Raw genomic sequence first — 14567 nt, 5'->3', positions numbered from 1 at the left:
GGTCAGCGCAGTGAATGCGCAGACCTACTGAATAGTTACATATTTTATTCGTTATGTTCGATCATGATCTTCAGTATCTCTTTGTCGGTCTGCTTCATGCCTTCCTTGCCTATGTATCCCACACAACTGATGGTCTCAGGGGTATCCTCCTGGAGGATTCCCGTGTAAGGGGCATAGACTTTGTTTTTCATTGCCAGGTTATGGGCCATAATGGCAGCATCCAGGCTGGTGGCTATCTTGGCTGCACAGGAGATCTTCGCTCCGTCACAGATAATGCCCGGAATATTAGCCAATGTATTTTCCACCGTCATTTTTATCTGGTCCAGAGTACCGCCCACCATATAGGTGAGAGCTGCACCGCTGGCACAGGAGGCGGAAACCGCACCGCAGAAGGCGGACAGCTTGCCGATATAAGTTTTCTGGTAGATCGTCAGCAGATTGGAGAATACCAGGGAACGGTAAAGTGTCTCCTGGTCCACCTGCTTGATCCTGGCATACACCACCACCGGTACGGAGGAGGCAATGCCCTGGTTACCGGAACCGGAATTGATGATGACCGGAAGGTCACATCCGCCCATCCTGGCCTCTGAACCTGCTGCTGCATAGGCTTTCATCTGGTTCAGCGTGGTATCCGGGTAGGATTCCACCAGAAGTTTCCCAAGTCCCAGACCATATTCCCCCTTCATGCCCTCATTGGCAATGGCCATATTGCAGGTGATCTGTCGTTCAATGAGATGCTGCACTTTGGAAAGTTCCACCGTGTCGGCAAACTCCTTGATATTTTCCATATTCAGGATGACTTTTCTCTCATCTGTGTCATCATACTCAAATTTAGCGGCACCCTCCAGCAGTTCTTCTCCGTCTTTTCGGATGCTGGTGATGTTGGTGTGTCCGTCACGGATCTCCACTACTGCGCTGTGCTCCTCTGTGTACAGCTCCAAAATAATATGAAGCACACTGGGACTGTCCAGGAATTCCACCTTACAGATACCTTTTTGCAGCATCTGTTTCGCCATCTCAATGTCCGCATCTGAAACATCCTCCAGGACTTCCATCTGCTTCCCGGCATTTCCGCCGGCAATGCCCAGAAGTACCCCGGCCTCTATACCAACCAGACCTTTGGAATTAGGTATGGTCACACAGCGTACATTTTTAATGATATTGCCGCTGCATTTGGCAATGACTTTTTCAGGCATCCCGCCCAATATCTCCCTCGCCCTGGCACCGCCGTACGCAAGCGCGATGGGCTCTGTGCAGCCCATGGCAGGAACCAGTTCAGATTCCAGGATCTTTATATAATCTTCTATCATTTCATTTGTCATCATTTTTTACCCTCTCCCAAATAATTTTCCGCGCCAGTTCCCCCACATGCGGATCAAAAAGTATTCATACGCCTTGTCAAACAAAAACAAGGCGATCTGGCCTCCCAACAGGAAGAACAGCATCACTTTTCCTGATATCTCACCTGCAAAAAGCAGTTTTGGGAACAGAAAGAGTGCAGGCAGATACATAAGATTAAAAATCACAAATTTCCCGGCCCCAAAGACCAGCTTCGGATTCTTTATGTTCTGGTGTCTTCCGAGGAAACGATACAGGCCCTCCACAAAAAGCACATAGGCTCCCATCATGGCAAAGGTGATACAGTACAGCTTCTGAGGTGCCAGAAGAAAACCCAAAAGCAGAGTACCTGCAAAAAAAACAATTCCTGTCTTCAGCTCATATTCCCGGACAATGATCCCTACACAGAAGGCTGCCGCTGCCAGAAAGAATAGCGTGTTAAAGTCCAGGACACCGCTGAGTATGATCATGACTACCGATAATGCCATCAGAAGGCCGGACACGGCCATTTTCTTTCCATTTACAAGCATGGACAAAGATCTCCTCCCATACACTCACACATACTGTCAGCACACCATAGATCACAGCAGAAGTTGCCTGTACCGCAGGAGGAGCCGCCGTTGTTTGCGTAAGGGCTGCCGCCGCCCTGGTAGCGCTGGCTGTTCCACTGCAGGCGGTTCACCAGATTGGAATACTCCGGATTGCCCGGTTCCATACTGGATGCCTGTCTTGCCAGATTCAGGGCATTTACGTTATTTCCCATTCCCATGTTGGCCACTGCGCTCAAATAATACCACTGGGCACTTCTGTTCTGTATGCGGGAAAGCACATTGAGGGCCTGCTGGTACTGGCGGGCATTGAGATAGTTGGCTGCTGCCTGAAGCTGCAAGCCATCCTCCTGTGACGCATAGTTCTGCTGGCTGTATCCTCCGGAGCTGTAACTGCTGCCTGAACTGCTGCCGTAACCGCTCTGGTAGCCTCCGTCCCTCTCACGCATGATCTGGTCATACGCTTCCTGTACTTCCTTGAACTTCTCCTCTGCCAGTCCTGCCAGCGGATTGTCCACATAGGAATCGGGATGGTATTTTCTGCTCAAATCCCGGTATGCTCTCTTGATTTCGTCATTGCTGGCATTTTGTGAAACGCCCAGCACTTCATAAGGATTGTTAATCATGGTTCTCTTTTATCTCCTGTCTTTCTTTTTTTAATTTATTATATTTTGACCAGACACCGGAATAGATAATATTCCGAAGCAGCTCCGCCTCCTTCACACAGGGAAGCATCTCAAAGGCACCGCTGGCCTCAGCCATCATCATGAGAAGGATATCGTATACTTCTTTCTCATATCCTTCTTTATCCTCCCCATAGGATTCATAAAGGTACTTCAGAGGGTTATAACTGCCCTTCTCCATATCCTTTTCCAGGTCATCGTAGGCATCCATAATATAAATGAATTTTCCCAGATAAAAACCGAATTTCCTTAAATAGTCTTCCCAGACATCCTCCCGGATAACAAATATTTCTGCCATCAGTTCCCCGAAACAGCCGGACACCAGATCCAGATCCTTCTCCTGCCTCTTTTCGAGATCGGAAAGTTTTTTGAGCTGCAGCCTGATCGCCTTACTCTGCCTTGGGTATTCCTGACATACTTTCCTGGCTTTTTTCTTAAACAGATGGATGCCTGCCAGTCCCTTCATACTCTTTTCATCCTGCCAGTCATCGGCAAAATGGTAAAAAGAGAGCAGGATATTCATCCTGGCGCCGTACTGCGTGATCTCATTCTGAAGCATGGGGATCTTCTTCACCGGATGCACCGGACATCGGGAACTGATCTCCCTGGTCTCGCTCTCATAAAGAGAAGTGAGGAGCACCACCAGAAATGTCATATCATAGGTAAGCGTCATCCTGCCCTGAAATCCATATTCTTCTTTCAGGGTTTTGCAAAGTCCGCAGTAATATGCCTTATACTGATAAAATTCTTTGACTTTCAGCTCCGGTTTATCCACCGTCACATATCCAAACATATGATTTAGCTGCCTTTCTCCTGCCTGCTGCTGCAGGTTCTTACTTCTTGACATAGTCTATGTTATTATACTATAAGTTTCCGCAAAATACCATCCCCACATTGACGTAACCTTAATTTTCCGTTATACTGAAGTAACAGTTCAGACAGGTCTGCGCATTTACAGCGCTGACCGTATGAAAAAGTAGTGCCAGCTTTATCCAGCCCATCGCGAAGCGATTTTAATGGCCGGATGCGTAACGGTTCAGCTTGTGTGAACTGTTACATACTGGAAAAAAACACGAAAGAAGGCATTTTTTTGCAGAATACACAGGAAGATATAAGCATTCCTCCCCAGGAATTTGATGTGCGCTTCCCGGAGCGCTTTATAAAGAACACGGATTATTACAATTCTCTTATGATGATGTACCGCTGTGCCATCCGGGAGATACAGACAAAACTGGAGGTGCTGGATGACGAATTTTCCGTAAAGTACAACCGTAATCCCATCTCCTCCATCAAGACGAGGATCAAAAAGCCCATGAGTATCTACAGCAAGCTCCAAAAACTGGGATACGAATTCACAGAGACCAATATCAGGGAACAATTAAACGATGTGGCCGGGATCCGCGTCATCTGTTCCTTCATAGATGACATTTACACGGTTGCTGATCTTCTTGCAGAGCAGGACGACATTAAGATCCTCCGCATCAAAGATTACATCCTGAATCCCAAACCCAACGGTTATAGGAGCTACCACATGATCGTGGAGATTCCCGTCTTCTTCGCAGAGGGAAAGACCCCCATGCGGGCTGAAGTACAGATACGGACCATAGGCATGGACTTCTGGGCCAGCCTGGAGCACCAGCTCAGGTATAAAAAGGAGCTGGGCAGCAACAAAGACCATGAACTCATCAGCATGGAGCTTCTGGAATGCGCCCACACCATCACAGCGGTGGACAATCAAATGCAGAATATTAAAAAGATGATCGGGGAACTGAACTGACAAGTTCCCTAATCATCTTTTTATTCGTGACAATAGGAAGCCCGCAGTGCGTGCTTTCTGTCACTTTCCACCGGAAACAAATTTGTTCAAAAGTGTTTCACAGGCGTCATAATAAGATAACATCTCCTCATCCTTCTCCATCTTGGTTCCTTCCAGGCTGCGCATGGCAACATACAGGTCCTTGACAGACGAAGGGTTCCCCATCTCGGCATAGGCGGCACAGTCTTCCATCTTTGTAAAGTCTTCCAATTTTTCCGGAAAAACATCAGCGTCTTTGAACTTTTCATAATTCTGTTCACTGATAAAGAAGATCATACTGGTTCCTTCCTGCAGGTCCACGGTCATCTTGGTCTGGCCTGCTGCCAGCATCTGGGGATCATATCCCTGGGCATCCTCTGCAGGCAGAACATAATTCTGTATCTGCACATGGACTTCCCCGTCCCCGTTCAGGTCCTCTGCATTGGCCTCAAAATAACTCTGCAGAGCCTGGCTGTCCTCATCCGCGATCATGTAATCTGTGACAAAAGCAATGTTATAATCATAATCCACTTTGCTCAGCATGTCTTTAATAAATACGACTGCCATAAAAAGCAGAAATGCTCCGATCAGCACATGAAACTTATAATAGTACCAGAAGTTATCAACTTTTTTTCTTGTCTCATCTTTCATCTGTGGTTTCTTCATTTGTTCATTCATCCGTCCTTTTTTTGTGTTGATTTAGATTTTATCACTTCTGAATTAAGAAAGGAAGGGATTTTAAAAGACTTTATGGAGATTTTAGAATTACCGTGTATCAGTTCAGACAGCCAAACGGTTACCTTACCGTTTCCCCCTGTGGACAGCAACTTAGAACTTGTTATTTTCCGGTCTTGTGATATTATGGTAAAGGATTTTGAGAAAAATGATCATTGGAGAATAAAAATTATGAAGAATCTGACTCAGGGAAACCCTACCAAACTCATGCTTTCCTTTGCGCTTCCCGTATGTCTGGGCAATCTGTTCCAGCTTTTTTACAGTCTGGCTGACACAAGGATCGTGGGAAGCACACTCGGTGAAGCCTCTCTGGCCGCTGTGGGAGCAACAACTGCCATCAGTACACTGCTCATCGGCTTTCTGCAGGGTCTGACCAACGGCTTTTCCATCATTGTCTCCCAGAGCTTCGGCGCTGATAAAAAGGAACGGCTCAAAAAAGCGGCGGCCGGAACGTTTCTGCTGGGATTTCTGACCACAGTGGTACTGACGGCAGTATCTCTTTTGGGGCTCAACGGATTTTTATCTCTCCTGCAGGTTCCAAAGCATCTCCTTCCCCAAGCGTCCGGGTACATAAGGATCATTCTTATGGGTATGCTCATCACCATGCTCTACAACGCGCTGGCCGGTATCATGCGGGCTGTGGGGGACACAGTGGCCCCGCTTTTATTTCTGGTCTGCGCTGCCCTACTGAATGTGGGGCTTGACCTGCTGTTCATCCTGGAGTTCCATATGGGCGTCCGCGGTGCTGCCCTGGCCACTGTCCTGGCACAGAGTGTGTCCGTGGTGCTGAGTTTTATATACATGTGGAAACGCTATCCCATCTTCCGCTTAAAGCCTGAAGATTTTAAGCTGAGCCGGACCATGGTGAAAGTGCTCTTCTCCTCCGGCCTGTCCATGGCACTTATGATGTCCCTGGTATTTTTCGGTACCCTTGCCCTCCAGTGCGCCATCAATACCTTCGGCACAGAGATCATTGTGGCACACACAGCCGCCAGGAAAATCTGCGAATTTTATTTTCTGCCTATCTCCGTCATGGGCGTGACCATGGCCACCTTCTGCGGGCAGAACTTCGGCGCCGGCAAGTTTTGCCGGGTAAAAACCGGAATCCGGCAGGCACTGTTCATCACATGGGGGTGGACTTTCGTCATTATCTTATTAAGCTACACGGCAGCTCCCTTCCTGATCCATCTGGTCACGGGCAGCAGCAGCCCTGTGGTTGTGGAAAACGCCTCCAGATACCTGCGCATCAACTCTCTGCTGTATTTTGTGGCCTGCGGAATCAACATCTTAAGAAATGCCCTGCAGGCTATCGGTGACCATATCACCCCTGTCATATCCAGCTTCATTGAACTGATAGGCAAAGTATTGATCGCACTGTTTCTGACTCCTGTGCTTCAGTATATGGGAATCATTATTGCAGAGCCTATCATCTGGTGTCTCATGATCCTGCCCCTGATCTTCAAATTCCGCCGTCTGTGCAGGACACAAAACGAAAGTCAGCGCATATAATAGTCATAAAGCGATTTAAGGAGTCACCATTTGGCATATAAAATTGTAATAGACGCTGGGCACGGCGGTTCAGATCCCGGTGCTGTCTATAAGGGCCGTCAGGAAAAAGATGACAACCTCCGCCTGGCTCTGGCCGTAGGACGGATCCTCTCCCAGAACGGGGTGGATGTGGTGTACACCCGCACCACAGATGTATATCAGACACCATTTGAGAAAGCCCGCATCGCTAACGATGCCGGTGCAGACTGGTTTTTCTCCTTCCACCGCAACTCAAGCCCCCAGGCCAACCAGTATTCCGGTGTGGAAACCCTGGTCTATGACCTGTCAGGTCCCAAGGTTGAGATGGCGGAAAATATCAACGGGGCATTAGGGGAACTGGGCTTTAATAACCTTGGTGTGAAGGCAAGACCCGGACTGGTGGTCCTTCGCCGCACAAAGATGCCCGCTGTCCTGATCGAGACGGGTTTTATCAACAACGACGCAGACAACGCCTTGTTCGATGAGAAATTCGATGAGATCGCACAGAGTATTGCCTATGCGATCCTTGGAACTCTGGAGGAGGAAGAAGTGGAACGTCCCCCTGCCGGTGAACCTGTCCTCTACCGGGTGCAGGTAGGCATGTTCAGGGAAAAACAATATGCTGACAATCTGCTCTACGAACTGCAGGACAAAGGATTTCCTGCCTTTATCCTGAATGAGGACGGCTTTTACAAAGTACAGGTAGGCGCCTACCAGTACCTGGCAAATGCCGTGAGAATGGAACAGACACTGCGGCGGGAAGGTTATAGTACCTGGATCACAACCTGATTTTATAAAGTAACCCGCTGCGGAGCAGTATAAAAAATACCGCATATAAAAAGATGTCTTCTGCCGCAAAGCAGGAAGACATCTTTTCCTATCTTATAATAAAAATCATATCACCTCACATGGAGTCTGCACGTTTCTCCACATTCTTTTTAAAGTTGATCACTTCATGGTCATATTCTCCATCCATAAACTGAGAATGGATCATAAAATCTGCTGTAGCCTTGTTGATCGCCATGGGAATGTCGTATACCTGCGCGATACGCATAAGTGCCTTCACATCAGGGTCATGTGGCTGTGCTGTCAGAGGGTCTGAGAAGAACACAACAAAATCAATGACACCCTCCACAATCTTGGCGCCAATCTGCTGGTCACCGCCCAGAGGGCCGCTGTTGTATCCCTTGACGCGCAGGCCGGCCTTGTCTGCGATCAGCCTTGCGGTAGTGCCGGTCCCGTAAAGGCTGTGGTTCTTCAGTATATCGTAATTCTCTCTGCACCATTCTATCAGCTTCGGCTTTTCATTGTCATGCGCGATCAATGCAATATGTTTCTTCTTTCCTATAGTAAATGTTACAAATTCGTTGTCCATGTATCTTAACTCCTTTCAGCTGTCTGTATGATCACAGTATTTGCTGCTGCCCACTCTGTGGCTGGCTGCACCATGTGTTACTGTACACTCCGTGTCCAGTAACACGCTTCGCGATGCACAGATATGGAGCATTCTGCCCCATATCGCGCTGGCTGCCTCGGGATTTTCATGCTTCCGGCATGAAAACGCCTCCCGGTACAGTGGCCTGTGTACAGTAACCACCATGTATCTGCTTTTTTTATCATATCATATTTTACTTGTCCTCACAACGGGAAACTGCTACAATAATGGCAAAGAAGGAGAAGCGTATGTACTATTTTATCATCAATCCCCGCTCCCGTTCCGGCAAAGGACAGGAAATCTGGGACAACGTAAAAAAGCGTCTGGATGAGGAAAACCTGGAATACGAGGCCTATTTTACCCAGCGGCAGGGACACGCCGCCGAGCTGGCACATCAGATAGCCGCCCTCTCTATCCCCTGTACATTGGTTGTTGTAGGCGGAGACGGCACAGCGAATGAGGTGATAAACGGTCTTGTAAAAACAGTATACACCCATATCACCCTGGGCTATATTCCCACAGGCTCCGGCAATGATTTTGCCAGAGGCCTTGGGCTTACGAAAGATACTGAAAAAGCTGTGGAGCAGATCCTGGCTCCCGCATGTATTGAAAAGATGGATATTGGCATCGCACAGTCGGAGAAAGAAAAGCGGTATTTTCTCATCAGTGCCGGCATAGGATTTGACGCCTCCATCTGTCATGAAGCTCTGCATTCCGGCCTCAAGGATCTTCTGAACAGATACCACCTAGGCAAGCTTACTTATGCGGCTATCGCCCTGAAACAATTGTTTCTGTACCGCCCCTGTCCTGTGGATATCAGGCTGGACAAGAAAAAGATCTCCCGTTTTCCCCGCTGTTTTTTTGTTGCGGGCATGAATCTGAAATATGAGGGGGGAGGCTGTAAATTCTGCCCGGATGCAGATTACTCTGACGGCAAGATCCACATTTGTGTAGCCGGAAAACTCTCCAAACTAAAAATCATTACCATGCTGCCCACTGCATTTATTGGGAAACACATATGGTTTAAAGGCATACAGATAGAACAGGGGCATGTGGTGGAAATCATCAGCCGGCGTCCTCTTCCTGTACACTGTGACGGGGAATCTTTTGGATTCAGGCGTTCTCTTTCCCTGAGAACCGCGCCGGAACAGATCTCTGTCATCACCGGATAGTTGAAAGAAGGTTTACTTATGAAATTACTGCTGATAATGACTGCCATTGTACTTCTCGGTTTTTTACTTTATTTTTACTGTATTATGCCGCGTTTTACAAGAAAATCCCAAACTCGGGCCTTTATGCACAGACTCTTTGCACATAGAGGATTATTTGACCTAAAAGAAGGCATTCCGGAGAACTCCATGCCCGCCTTTGAACGGGCAGTCCTGTGCGGATATCCCATTGAGCTGGATGTTCAGGTTACAAAAGACAACAAGATCGTGGTATTCCACGATTATACACTGGGCCGCATGTGCGGCATTGACCTGCCTCTGGAGACAAAGACCTATGAGGAACTGCAAAAGCTCTTTCTGCAGAACACCGGAGAAAAGATCCCTCTGTTTTCAGATGTACTGAAACTGGTGGATGGCCGGGTCCCTTTACTGATCGAGATAAAACTTCACTCCCACCACACATATCCCTGTGCTCTTGTGGATAAACTGTTAGAGGGATATAAAGGCAGTTACTGTATTGAATCTTTTAATTCCCTGGCGCTTTTCTGGTACCGGCGCAACCGGCCCGGAGTGGTAAGAGGGCAGCTCTCCTCCAACCTGACAAGCCCGGTGGCTGAGGGCGGATATGTGCTGAGTTTTTTGGTAAAACACCTGCTCACCAACTGCATCGGGCGTCCCGACTTTATTGCTTACTGCTATAAGGACAGCCGCAACCTGAGCTTCTGCCTGGTCCGCCATCTCTACAAAACCCCTGTTTTTGCCTGGACACTGCGCACACCGGAGGCTTATGAAACGTGTAAAAAACGTTTTGATTCCGTCATTTTTGACAGTTTTCTTCCACGTAAACAGGCATAACCGGACAGTTTTTTCAGAGTGTGAATTGGATGTGAAGCTTTTCTGAATTTACTGTAAATCCCATTGTTATCTTGATTTTCCTGTGCTATAATGGGCAGGATAAAGAAAGGCTTTGGCATCGAAAAGAAGGTGATTTTATGAATCTGCTGAAAAAATATAAACACACCTGGATCATTCCGGTATACGGCATCATTTACCTTACGGCTTTCCAGTACCTGGAACAGCGCGATGTCCGGCCCCATATCATCCATATGAAGATTGATGATTATATCCCTTTCTGTGAATATTTCATCGTCCCGTATCTGCTGTGGTTCGCCTACATCGCGGTCACTGTTTTGTACTTTTCTTTTTTTAATGACAGCAAACGGGAATTTTACCAACTGATCTTTACCCTTGGAGTGGGTATGACACTGTTTCTCGTCATCTCCTACATTTACCCCAATGGGCAGGACCTGCGTCCCAAGCTTACCGGTGACAGCATCTTCATTGAACTGGTGAGGCATTTATACCGGATCGACACTCCTACTAATATACTGCCCAGCATCCATGTATTCAATTCCGTGGCCTGCTGCACAGCAGTTTTCAAAAACGCAAAAGCAAGAAAGCATCCCATACTGCTTGGCAGTACCCTGCTTCTGACCATACTTATCGTCATGGCTACTGTATTCTTAAAGCAGCATACACTGGTGGATGTGGTAGCAGCGTTTGCGCTGAATGTGTTCTGCTATCAGATGTTCTACAAAGCACATCCGGCCCGGCAGAAACAACCCGCATTTGTAAAATGAGGCCGTTTGGCCCGGCATATAAAAAGGACGTTCCGCTTTTGGAACGTCCTTTTTATATGCCGGCATTGTCTGTTTGCTATACCCGGACAGACACCTTAATTAAACCCATAAAATTTCTGCACCACTTTATAGATTGCCACAGAAATATTTCTCCCGCTCCATCCCGGCAGGTTCACACTTCTGCCCAGAATGCCCAGACGGAGCTTTCTGTAAATATGGATATCCTCATTTCTCAAATATTTCCACAAATCTTTTTTCTTCTCCAGGTTCTCCTCTGTCCCGGAGCGGATCAGCATGATGGAGGATACTGCAGTGATGATGTCCAGGTATCTCAGAAGATACTGCCGCAGATGCTTGTCACCGATCCTCTTTCCCGCCACGGAATCAATCATGAGACGGTTCACTAAAAGCTGCTGGTCAATCCTGCGTATCATGACATCCTCATGAACGGACTGGTCCTCCCTGCCGATAAAATACCGGTAAAAATTCACATCCATATAGTACATGGTCTTCACCGAGGGAAGAGGCTGGTAAACAAACAGGTTGTCCACATAAAAGGTGTGTTTCGGCAGTTCCAGGCCGCACTCTCTGAGCAGTCCGGTACGATAGATCACGGAATGCATCAGAATGTATTTCCCCACCGGCATTTTGCTGATTTCCTCCCAGGTAAAGATCTTTCCCTGGGGCAGGTATTTCTTATAACGCATGACTTTCTTCCGTCTGGCGCCCTGTTTTTCATAGACAAAGTTGCTGATCATCATATCCAGGGTCTGTGGTCCGCCGACAATCTCTGAAAGCTTTGTCAGGATTGCTTCATAGGCCTCCTTGTTCACCCAGTCATCGCTGTCCACCACTTTAAAAAAGATTCCGGTTGCGTTTTTAAGGCCTGTGTTCACGGCCTCCCCATGGCCGCCGTTCTCCTGGTGAATGGCTTTCACGATGCCGGGATATCTGGCAGCATAATCGTCTGCAATTTTCGCCGTGTCATCCACGGACCCGTCATCTACGATCAAAATCTCCACCTGCTCCCCGCCTTCCAGCAGGGAATCCACGCATTTTTCCATGTATGCCTGGGAATTATAACAGGGAACTGCAACGGACAATAATTTCATTGAATTAGTCCTCCTCAATATATTTTCTATATGCGGAAAAAGCGGAGGGAATCGGGTATTTTCCCTTCGACTCTTTTTTATTGATAAAAAGCAGGTTTCCTGCCTTTTTCTCCTCTGTGGAAGCAACTTTTACCACATATCCTTTCATATGCCACTCCACATGCGAAAAAATATGCTTTGCTTCCCCGGCAGCCCTTATGTGCAGGGGCATGAGTTTTAATTCCTCCACTGCACTTAACACTTCCTCCTGGGTAAGCCACCCTTCCATATTTGGAAATTCATATAAACCTGCCAACAGCCCTTTATCCGGACGCTTGCAAATAGCATATTCCTGTCCGTTTTGTATGAGCAGGACTGTCTTTTCCTCAATCCGGCGCTGTTTTTTCGCCGCTTTTTTCGGAAAATCCAGAACCGTACCGTGAGCCCGGGCGCCGCACAGATGACGTACAGGACAGGCATCGCATTTTGCCATACCGTTCGGTATACACACCGTAGCCCCCAGCTCCATGAGGCTCTGATTAAAGGCCCCCGGCCGGTCCTCTGGCATGACAGCTTCCAATTCCTGCTCCACGCGCCGCTTTACAGACTGCTTTAGGATATCCTCCCCGTTTTCTGTGATCCGGGAAATGACACGCAGTACATTGCCGTCCACAGCCGGCTTTTTCAGACCAAAGGCAATGGAGGAGACAGCGCCTGCGGTGTAACTGCCAATGCCAGGAAGCGCCAGGATCTTTTCATAATCCGGGGGAATATTCCCGCCGTATTCTTCGACGATCTCTTTTGCTGCCTTCTGCATATTTTTCACACGATTATAATAGCCCAAACCCTCCCATAATTTCAAGAGTTTATTTTCCGGGCAGGCTGCCAGATCCCGGATTCCGGGAAGTTCCGCGAGAAACCGCCGGTAATAGTCTTTCACAGCCTCCACCCTGGTCTGCTGCAGCATGATCTCCGACACCCAAACATGATACGGTGTCGGTTCCCTCCGCCAGGGCAGATCCCGCTTGTTCTCCTCATACCAGGAAAGCAAAGGCTCTGTTATCTCTTCCAGTTTCATAAAAGCTGCACCTCCACCGGTTCCCCAAGACAAATGGCGTCCGGTTCTACCAAACAGTCATAGGCCAGTACATGTACACCTGCCTGTTCTGCCTCCAAAAGTGCCTGGGCAAACGCCTCGTGCGTCCTTTTGTTAGGCTCAAAGTATTTCACGTCCTTCATCTGGATAACAAACATAATATACGCCTCATAGCCGTCTTTTATACATTGGCACAGTTCCTTTATGTGCTTGATGCCTCGCTCGGTGGGCGCGTCCGGAAAGCGGACAATTCCATCCTCCTCAAGAGTCACGCCTTTTACTTCCATGAAGATTTTCCGTTCCCCCTGTTCCATGTACAGGTCAAACCGGGAATTTCCGTATTTTGTCTCCGGCCGGATATAGGCGCCCTCCCCAAGGAGATTTCCTTTTCGCAGCCACTCCTCCACCACCCGGTTGGGAATCTGGGAATCCATATTGATCAGGCGTTCTCCCTTTCTCACGGCTATCAGGTCATATGCTGTTTTACGTTCTTTTTTGTCACTTTTCTCCAGAAAAACAGAGGCGCCGGGAACTAATAATTCCCGGCACCTTCCAGTGTTTTTCACGTGACAGACCTCTTCCTGCCCGTCAATCTCCACACGGGCAATAAAACGGTTGGGGCGGCTTACAAAGCGCCCTTCCCTGATATTCTTATATCTCATGCTTCTGTCAGTCCCTCATAGATCTCTTTTACGCTGTCAAAGACATAGGTTGGCTTTACATCTCCTTCTTCTATGTCCTGTGTAGTCGCTTCACCGGAAAGCACACAGATGGTATCCACCCCGGCTTTCACTCCGGTTTTAATATCTGTGTAGAGCCGGTCACCAATAATGACAGCATCCTCTGCCCTCATGTCCAGCTTCTTTAATACACAGTTTACCATAATCGGCTCAGGTTTACCAATAAAAAATGGTTCTTTTCCTGTGGCATTTTTCAGCATTATGCTCATAGAGCCACAGTCCGGGATATAACCAAAGCTCACCGGGCATACAAAATCAGGATTTGTAGCCAGATATACCACATCCCTGCCCAGCATAATGCATGTATTTCTGATTTTCTCAGAGGTATTTTCCGTATCAAATCCAATGAGTACAACCGTGGCCCTGTCATCCACCTCTGTGACTACCTGTATGCCGGCCTCACGCAGCTCATTTACCAGGGAACGGGTTCCCATGCAGTATACCACCTGTCCCGGATAATTTTCATTGATATACATAGCAGTTGCCTGGCTGGATGTGTAGAAATTCTCATATCCTGCCCGGATCCCCATCTTAGATACCTTCTCCACATAGTCGTTTACCGACTTGGAGGAATTGTTGGTGATAAAGATGTACTGTCCGCCTCTTCTCTCGATCTCATCCAGAAAATCCAGTGTTCCCTCAAATATTTCATCTTCATTATAAATCGTCCCATCCATATCCAGAAGATATAGCTTCTTGTCTCTCAGGCTTTCTGCATTTTTACCGTTCTTATCTGTCAGCATTTTCTTCTCCTTGTAAATCTTCGTTCT

16 protein-coding genes are annotated in these 14567 nt (G+C 47.8%); 6 read left to right on the top strand and 10 right to left on the bottom strand.

Annotated elements, in window-relative coordinates:
• Positions 1–44: 44 nt before the first annotated feature.
• Genes C6P39_RS19965 through C6P39_RS19950 form a run of 4 tightly spaced genes read right to left on the bottom strand, consistent with a single transcriptional unit; the run spans position 45 to position 3362 of the window.
• A complete protein-coding gene (locus C6P39_RS19965) occupies positions 45–1325 on the bottom strand; it encodes an L-cysteine desulfidase family protein (protein ID WP_104804950.1) in 1281 nt (426 codons plus the stop codon).
• A gap of 3 nt (positions 1326–1328) precedes the next feature.
• The gene (locus C6P39_RS19960) at positions 1329–1868 is read right to left on the bottom strand and encodes a hypothetical protein (protein WP_065542366.1); all 540 of its coding nucleotides are present in this window, start codon (positions 1866–1868) and stop codon (positions 1329–1331) included.
• A complete protein-coding gene (locus tag C6P39_RS19955; protein ID WP_104804949.1) occupies positions 1859–2512 on the bottom strand; it encodes a J domain-containing protein in 654 nt (217 codons plus the stop codon). Before C6P39_RS19955 ends, C6P39_RS19960 begins: the two co-directional genes overlap by 10 nt.
• On the bottom strand, positions 2505–3362 hold the full coding sequence (locus C6P39_RS19950; protein ID WP_104804948.1) for a DUF5685 family protein: 858 nt from the start codon (positions 3360–3362) through the stop codon (positions 2505–2507). Before C6P39_RS19950 ends, C6P39_RS19955 begins: the two co-directional genes overlap by 8 nt.
• Before the next feature lie 297 nt (positions 3363–3659).
• Between C6P39_RS19950 and C6P39_RS19945 the strand changes: the two genes are divergently transcribed.
• Positions 3660–4346, top strand: coding sequence for a GTP pyrophosphokinase (locus C6P39_RS19945; protein ID WP_104805998.1), 687 nt, complete (start codon positions 3660–3662; stop codon positions 4344–4346).
• A 60-nt stretch (positions 4347–4406) separates the two neighbouring features.
• Here C6P39_RS19945 and C6P39_RS19940 read toward each other — a convergent pair whose 3' ends face one another.
• Entirely contained in the window at positions 4407–5030 is a 624-nt protein-coding gene (locus C6P39_RS19940; protein WP_104804947.1) for a hypothetical protein, read from the bottom strand.
• 240 nt (positions 5031–5270) lie between these two features.
• Here C6P39_RS19940 and C6P39_RS19935 point away from each other — a divergent pair, with 240 nt between their 5' ends.
• The gene (locus tag C6P39_RS19935; RefSeq protein WP_104805997.1) at positions 5271–6608 is read left to right on the top strand and encodes an MATE family efflux transporter; all 1338 of its coding nucleotides are present in this window, start codon (positions 5271–5273) and stop codon (positions 6606–6608) included.
• Positions 6609–6638: 30 nt separating this feature from the next.
• Positions 6639–7415 carry an N-acetylmuramoyl-L-alanine amidase gene (locus C6P39_RS19930; protein WP_095175110.1) on the top strand — a complete coding sequence of 259 codons (777 nt, stop codon included), beginning with the start codon at positions 6639–6641 and terminating at the stop codon, positions 7413–7415.
• Between the two features lie 115 nt (positions 7416–7530).
• On the opposite strand, the gene C6P39_RS19925 is transcribed toward C6P39_RS19930, so the two are convergent.
• Entirely contained in the window at positions 7531–8001 is a 471-nt protein-coding gene (locus C6P39_RS19925) for a methylglyoxal synthase (RefSeq protein WP_065542372.1), read from the bottom strand.
• A gap of 308 nt (positions 8002–8309) precedes the next feature.
• Here C6P39_RS19925 and C6P39_RS19915 point away from each other — a divergent pair, with 308 nt between their 5' ends.
• The 3 genes from C6P39_RS19915 (at position 8310) to C6P39_RS19905 (ending at position 10870) form a co-directional block, all read left to right on the top strand.
• The gene (locus C6P39_RS19915) at positions 8310–9233 is read left to right on the top strand and encodes a diacylglycerol/lipid kinase family protein (RefSeq protein ID WP_095175101.1); all 924 of its coding nucleotides are present in this window, start codon (positions 8310–8312) and stop codon (positions 9231–9233) included.
• A gap of 18 nt (positions 9234–9251) precedes the next feature.
• A complete protein-coding gene (locus C6P39_RS19910) occupies positions 9252–10085 on the top strand; it encodes a glycerophosphodiester phosphodiesterase family protein (RefSeq protein ID WP_187144043.1) in 834 nt (277 codons plus the stop codon).
• Positions 10086–10222: 137 nt separating this feature from the next.
• Complete coding sequence (locus C6P39_RS19905) at positions 10223–10870, top strand: phosphatase PAP2 family protein (RefSeq protein ID WP_095175100.1); 648 nt, start codon at positions 10223–10225, stop codon at positions 10868–10870.
• A 95-nt stretch (positions 10871–10965) separates the two neighbouring features.
• On the opposite strand, the gene C6P39_RS19900 is transcribed toward C6P39_RS19905, so the two are convergent.
• From C6P39_RS19900 to C6P39_RS19885, 4 genes are read right to left on the bottom strand one after another with little or no spacing between them, the layout of a single operon-like run.
• Positions 10966–11982: a glycosyltransferase family 2 protein gene (locus tag C6P39_RS19900; protein WP_095175099.1), complete on the bottom strand. Its 1017-nt coding sequence runs from the start codon at positions 11980–11982 to the stop codon at positions 10966–10968.
• Positions 11983–11986: 4 nt separating this feature from the next.
• Positions 11987–13039: an A/G-specific adenine glycosylase gene (mutY, locus tag C6P39_RS19895; RefSeq protein WP_104804946.1), complete on the bottom strand. Its 1053-nt coding sequence runs from the start codon at positions 13037–13039 to the stop codon at positions 11987–11989.
• Positions 13036–13719 (bottom strand): DNA/RNA nuclease SfsA, encoded by a 684-nt coding sequence (gene sfsA / locus C6P39_RS19890; RefSeq protein WP_104804945.1) that lies wholly within the window; start codon positions 13717–13719, stop codon positions 13036–13038. Before sfsA ends, mutY begins: the two co-directional genes overlap by 4 nt.
• Positions 13716–14540: an HAD-IIA family hydrolase gene (locus tag C6P39_RS19885; protein ID WP_207657143.1), complete on the bottom strand. Its 825-nt coding sequence runs from the start codon at positions 14538–14540 to the stop codon at positions 13716–13718. Before C6P39_RS19885 ends, sfsA begins: the two co-directional genes overlap by 4 nt.
• Positions 14541–14567: the final 27 nt, after the last annotated feature.

Origin of the sequence: Blautia marasmi (genome assembly GCF_900258535.1) — a bacterium.
In the GTDB taxonomy this organism is placed as follows: Bacteria; Bacillota; Clostridia; order Lachnospirales; family Lachnospiraceae; genus Blautia; species Blautia hominis.
Note: the sequence above shows the minus strand (reverse complement) of the source record. Positions and strands in the feature narration are given on the sequence as shown.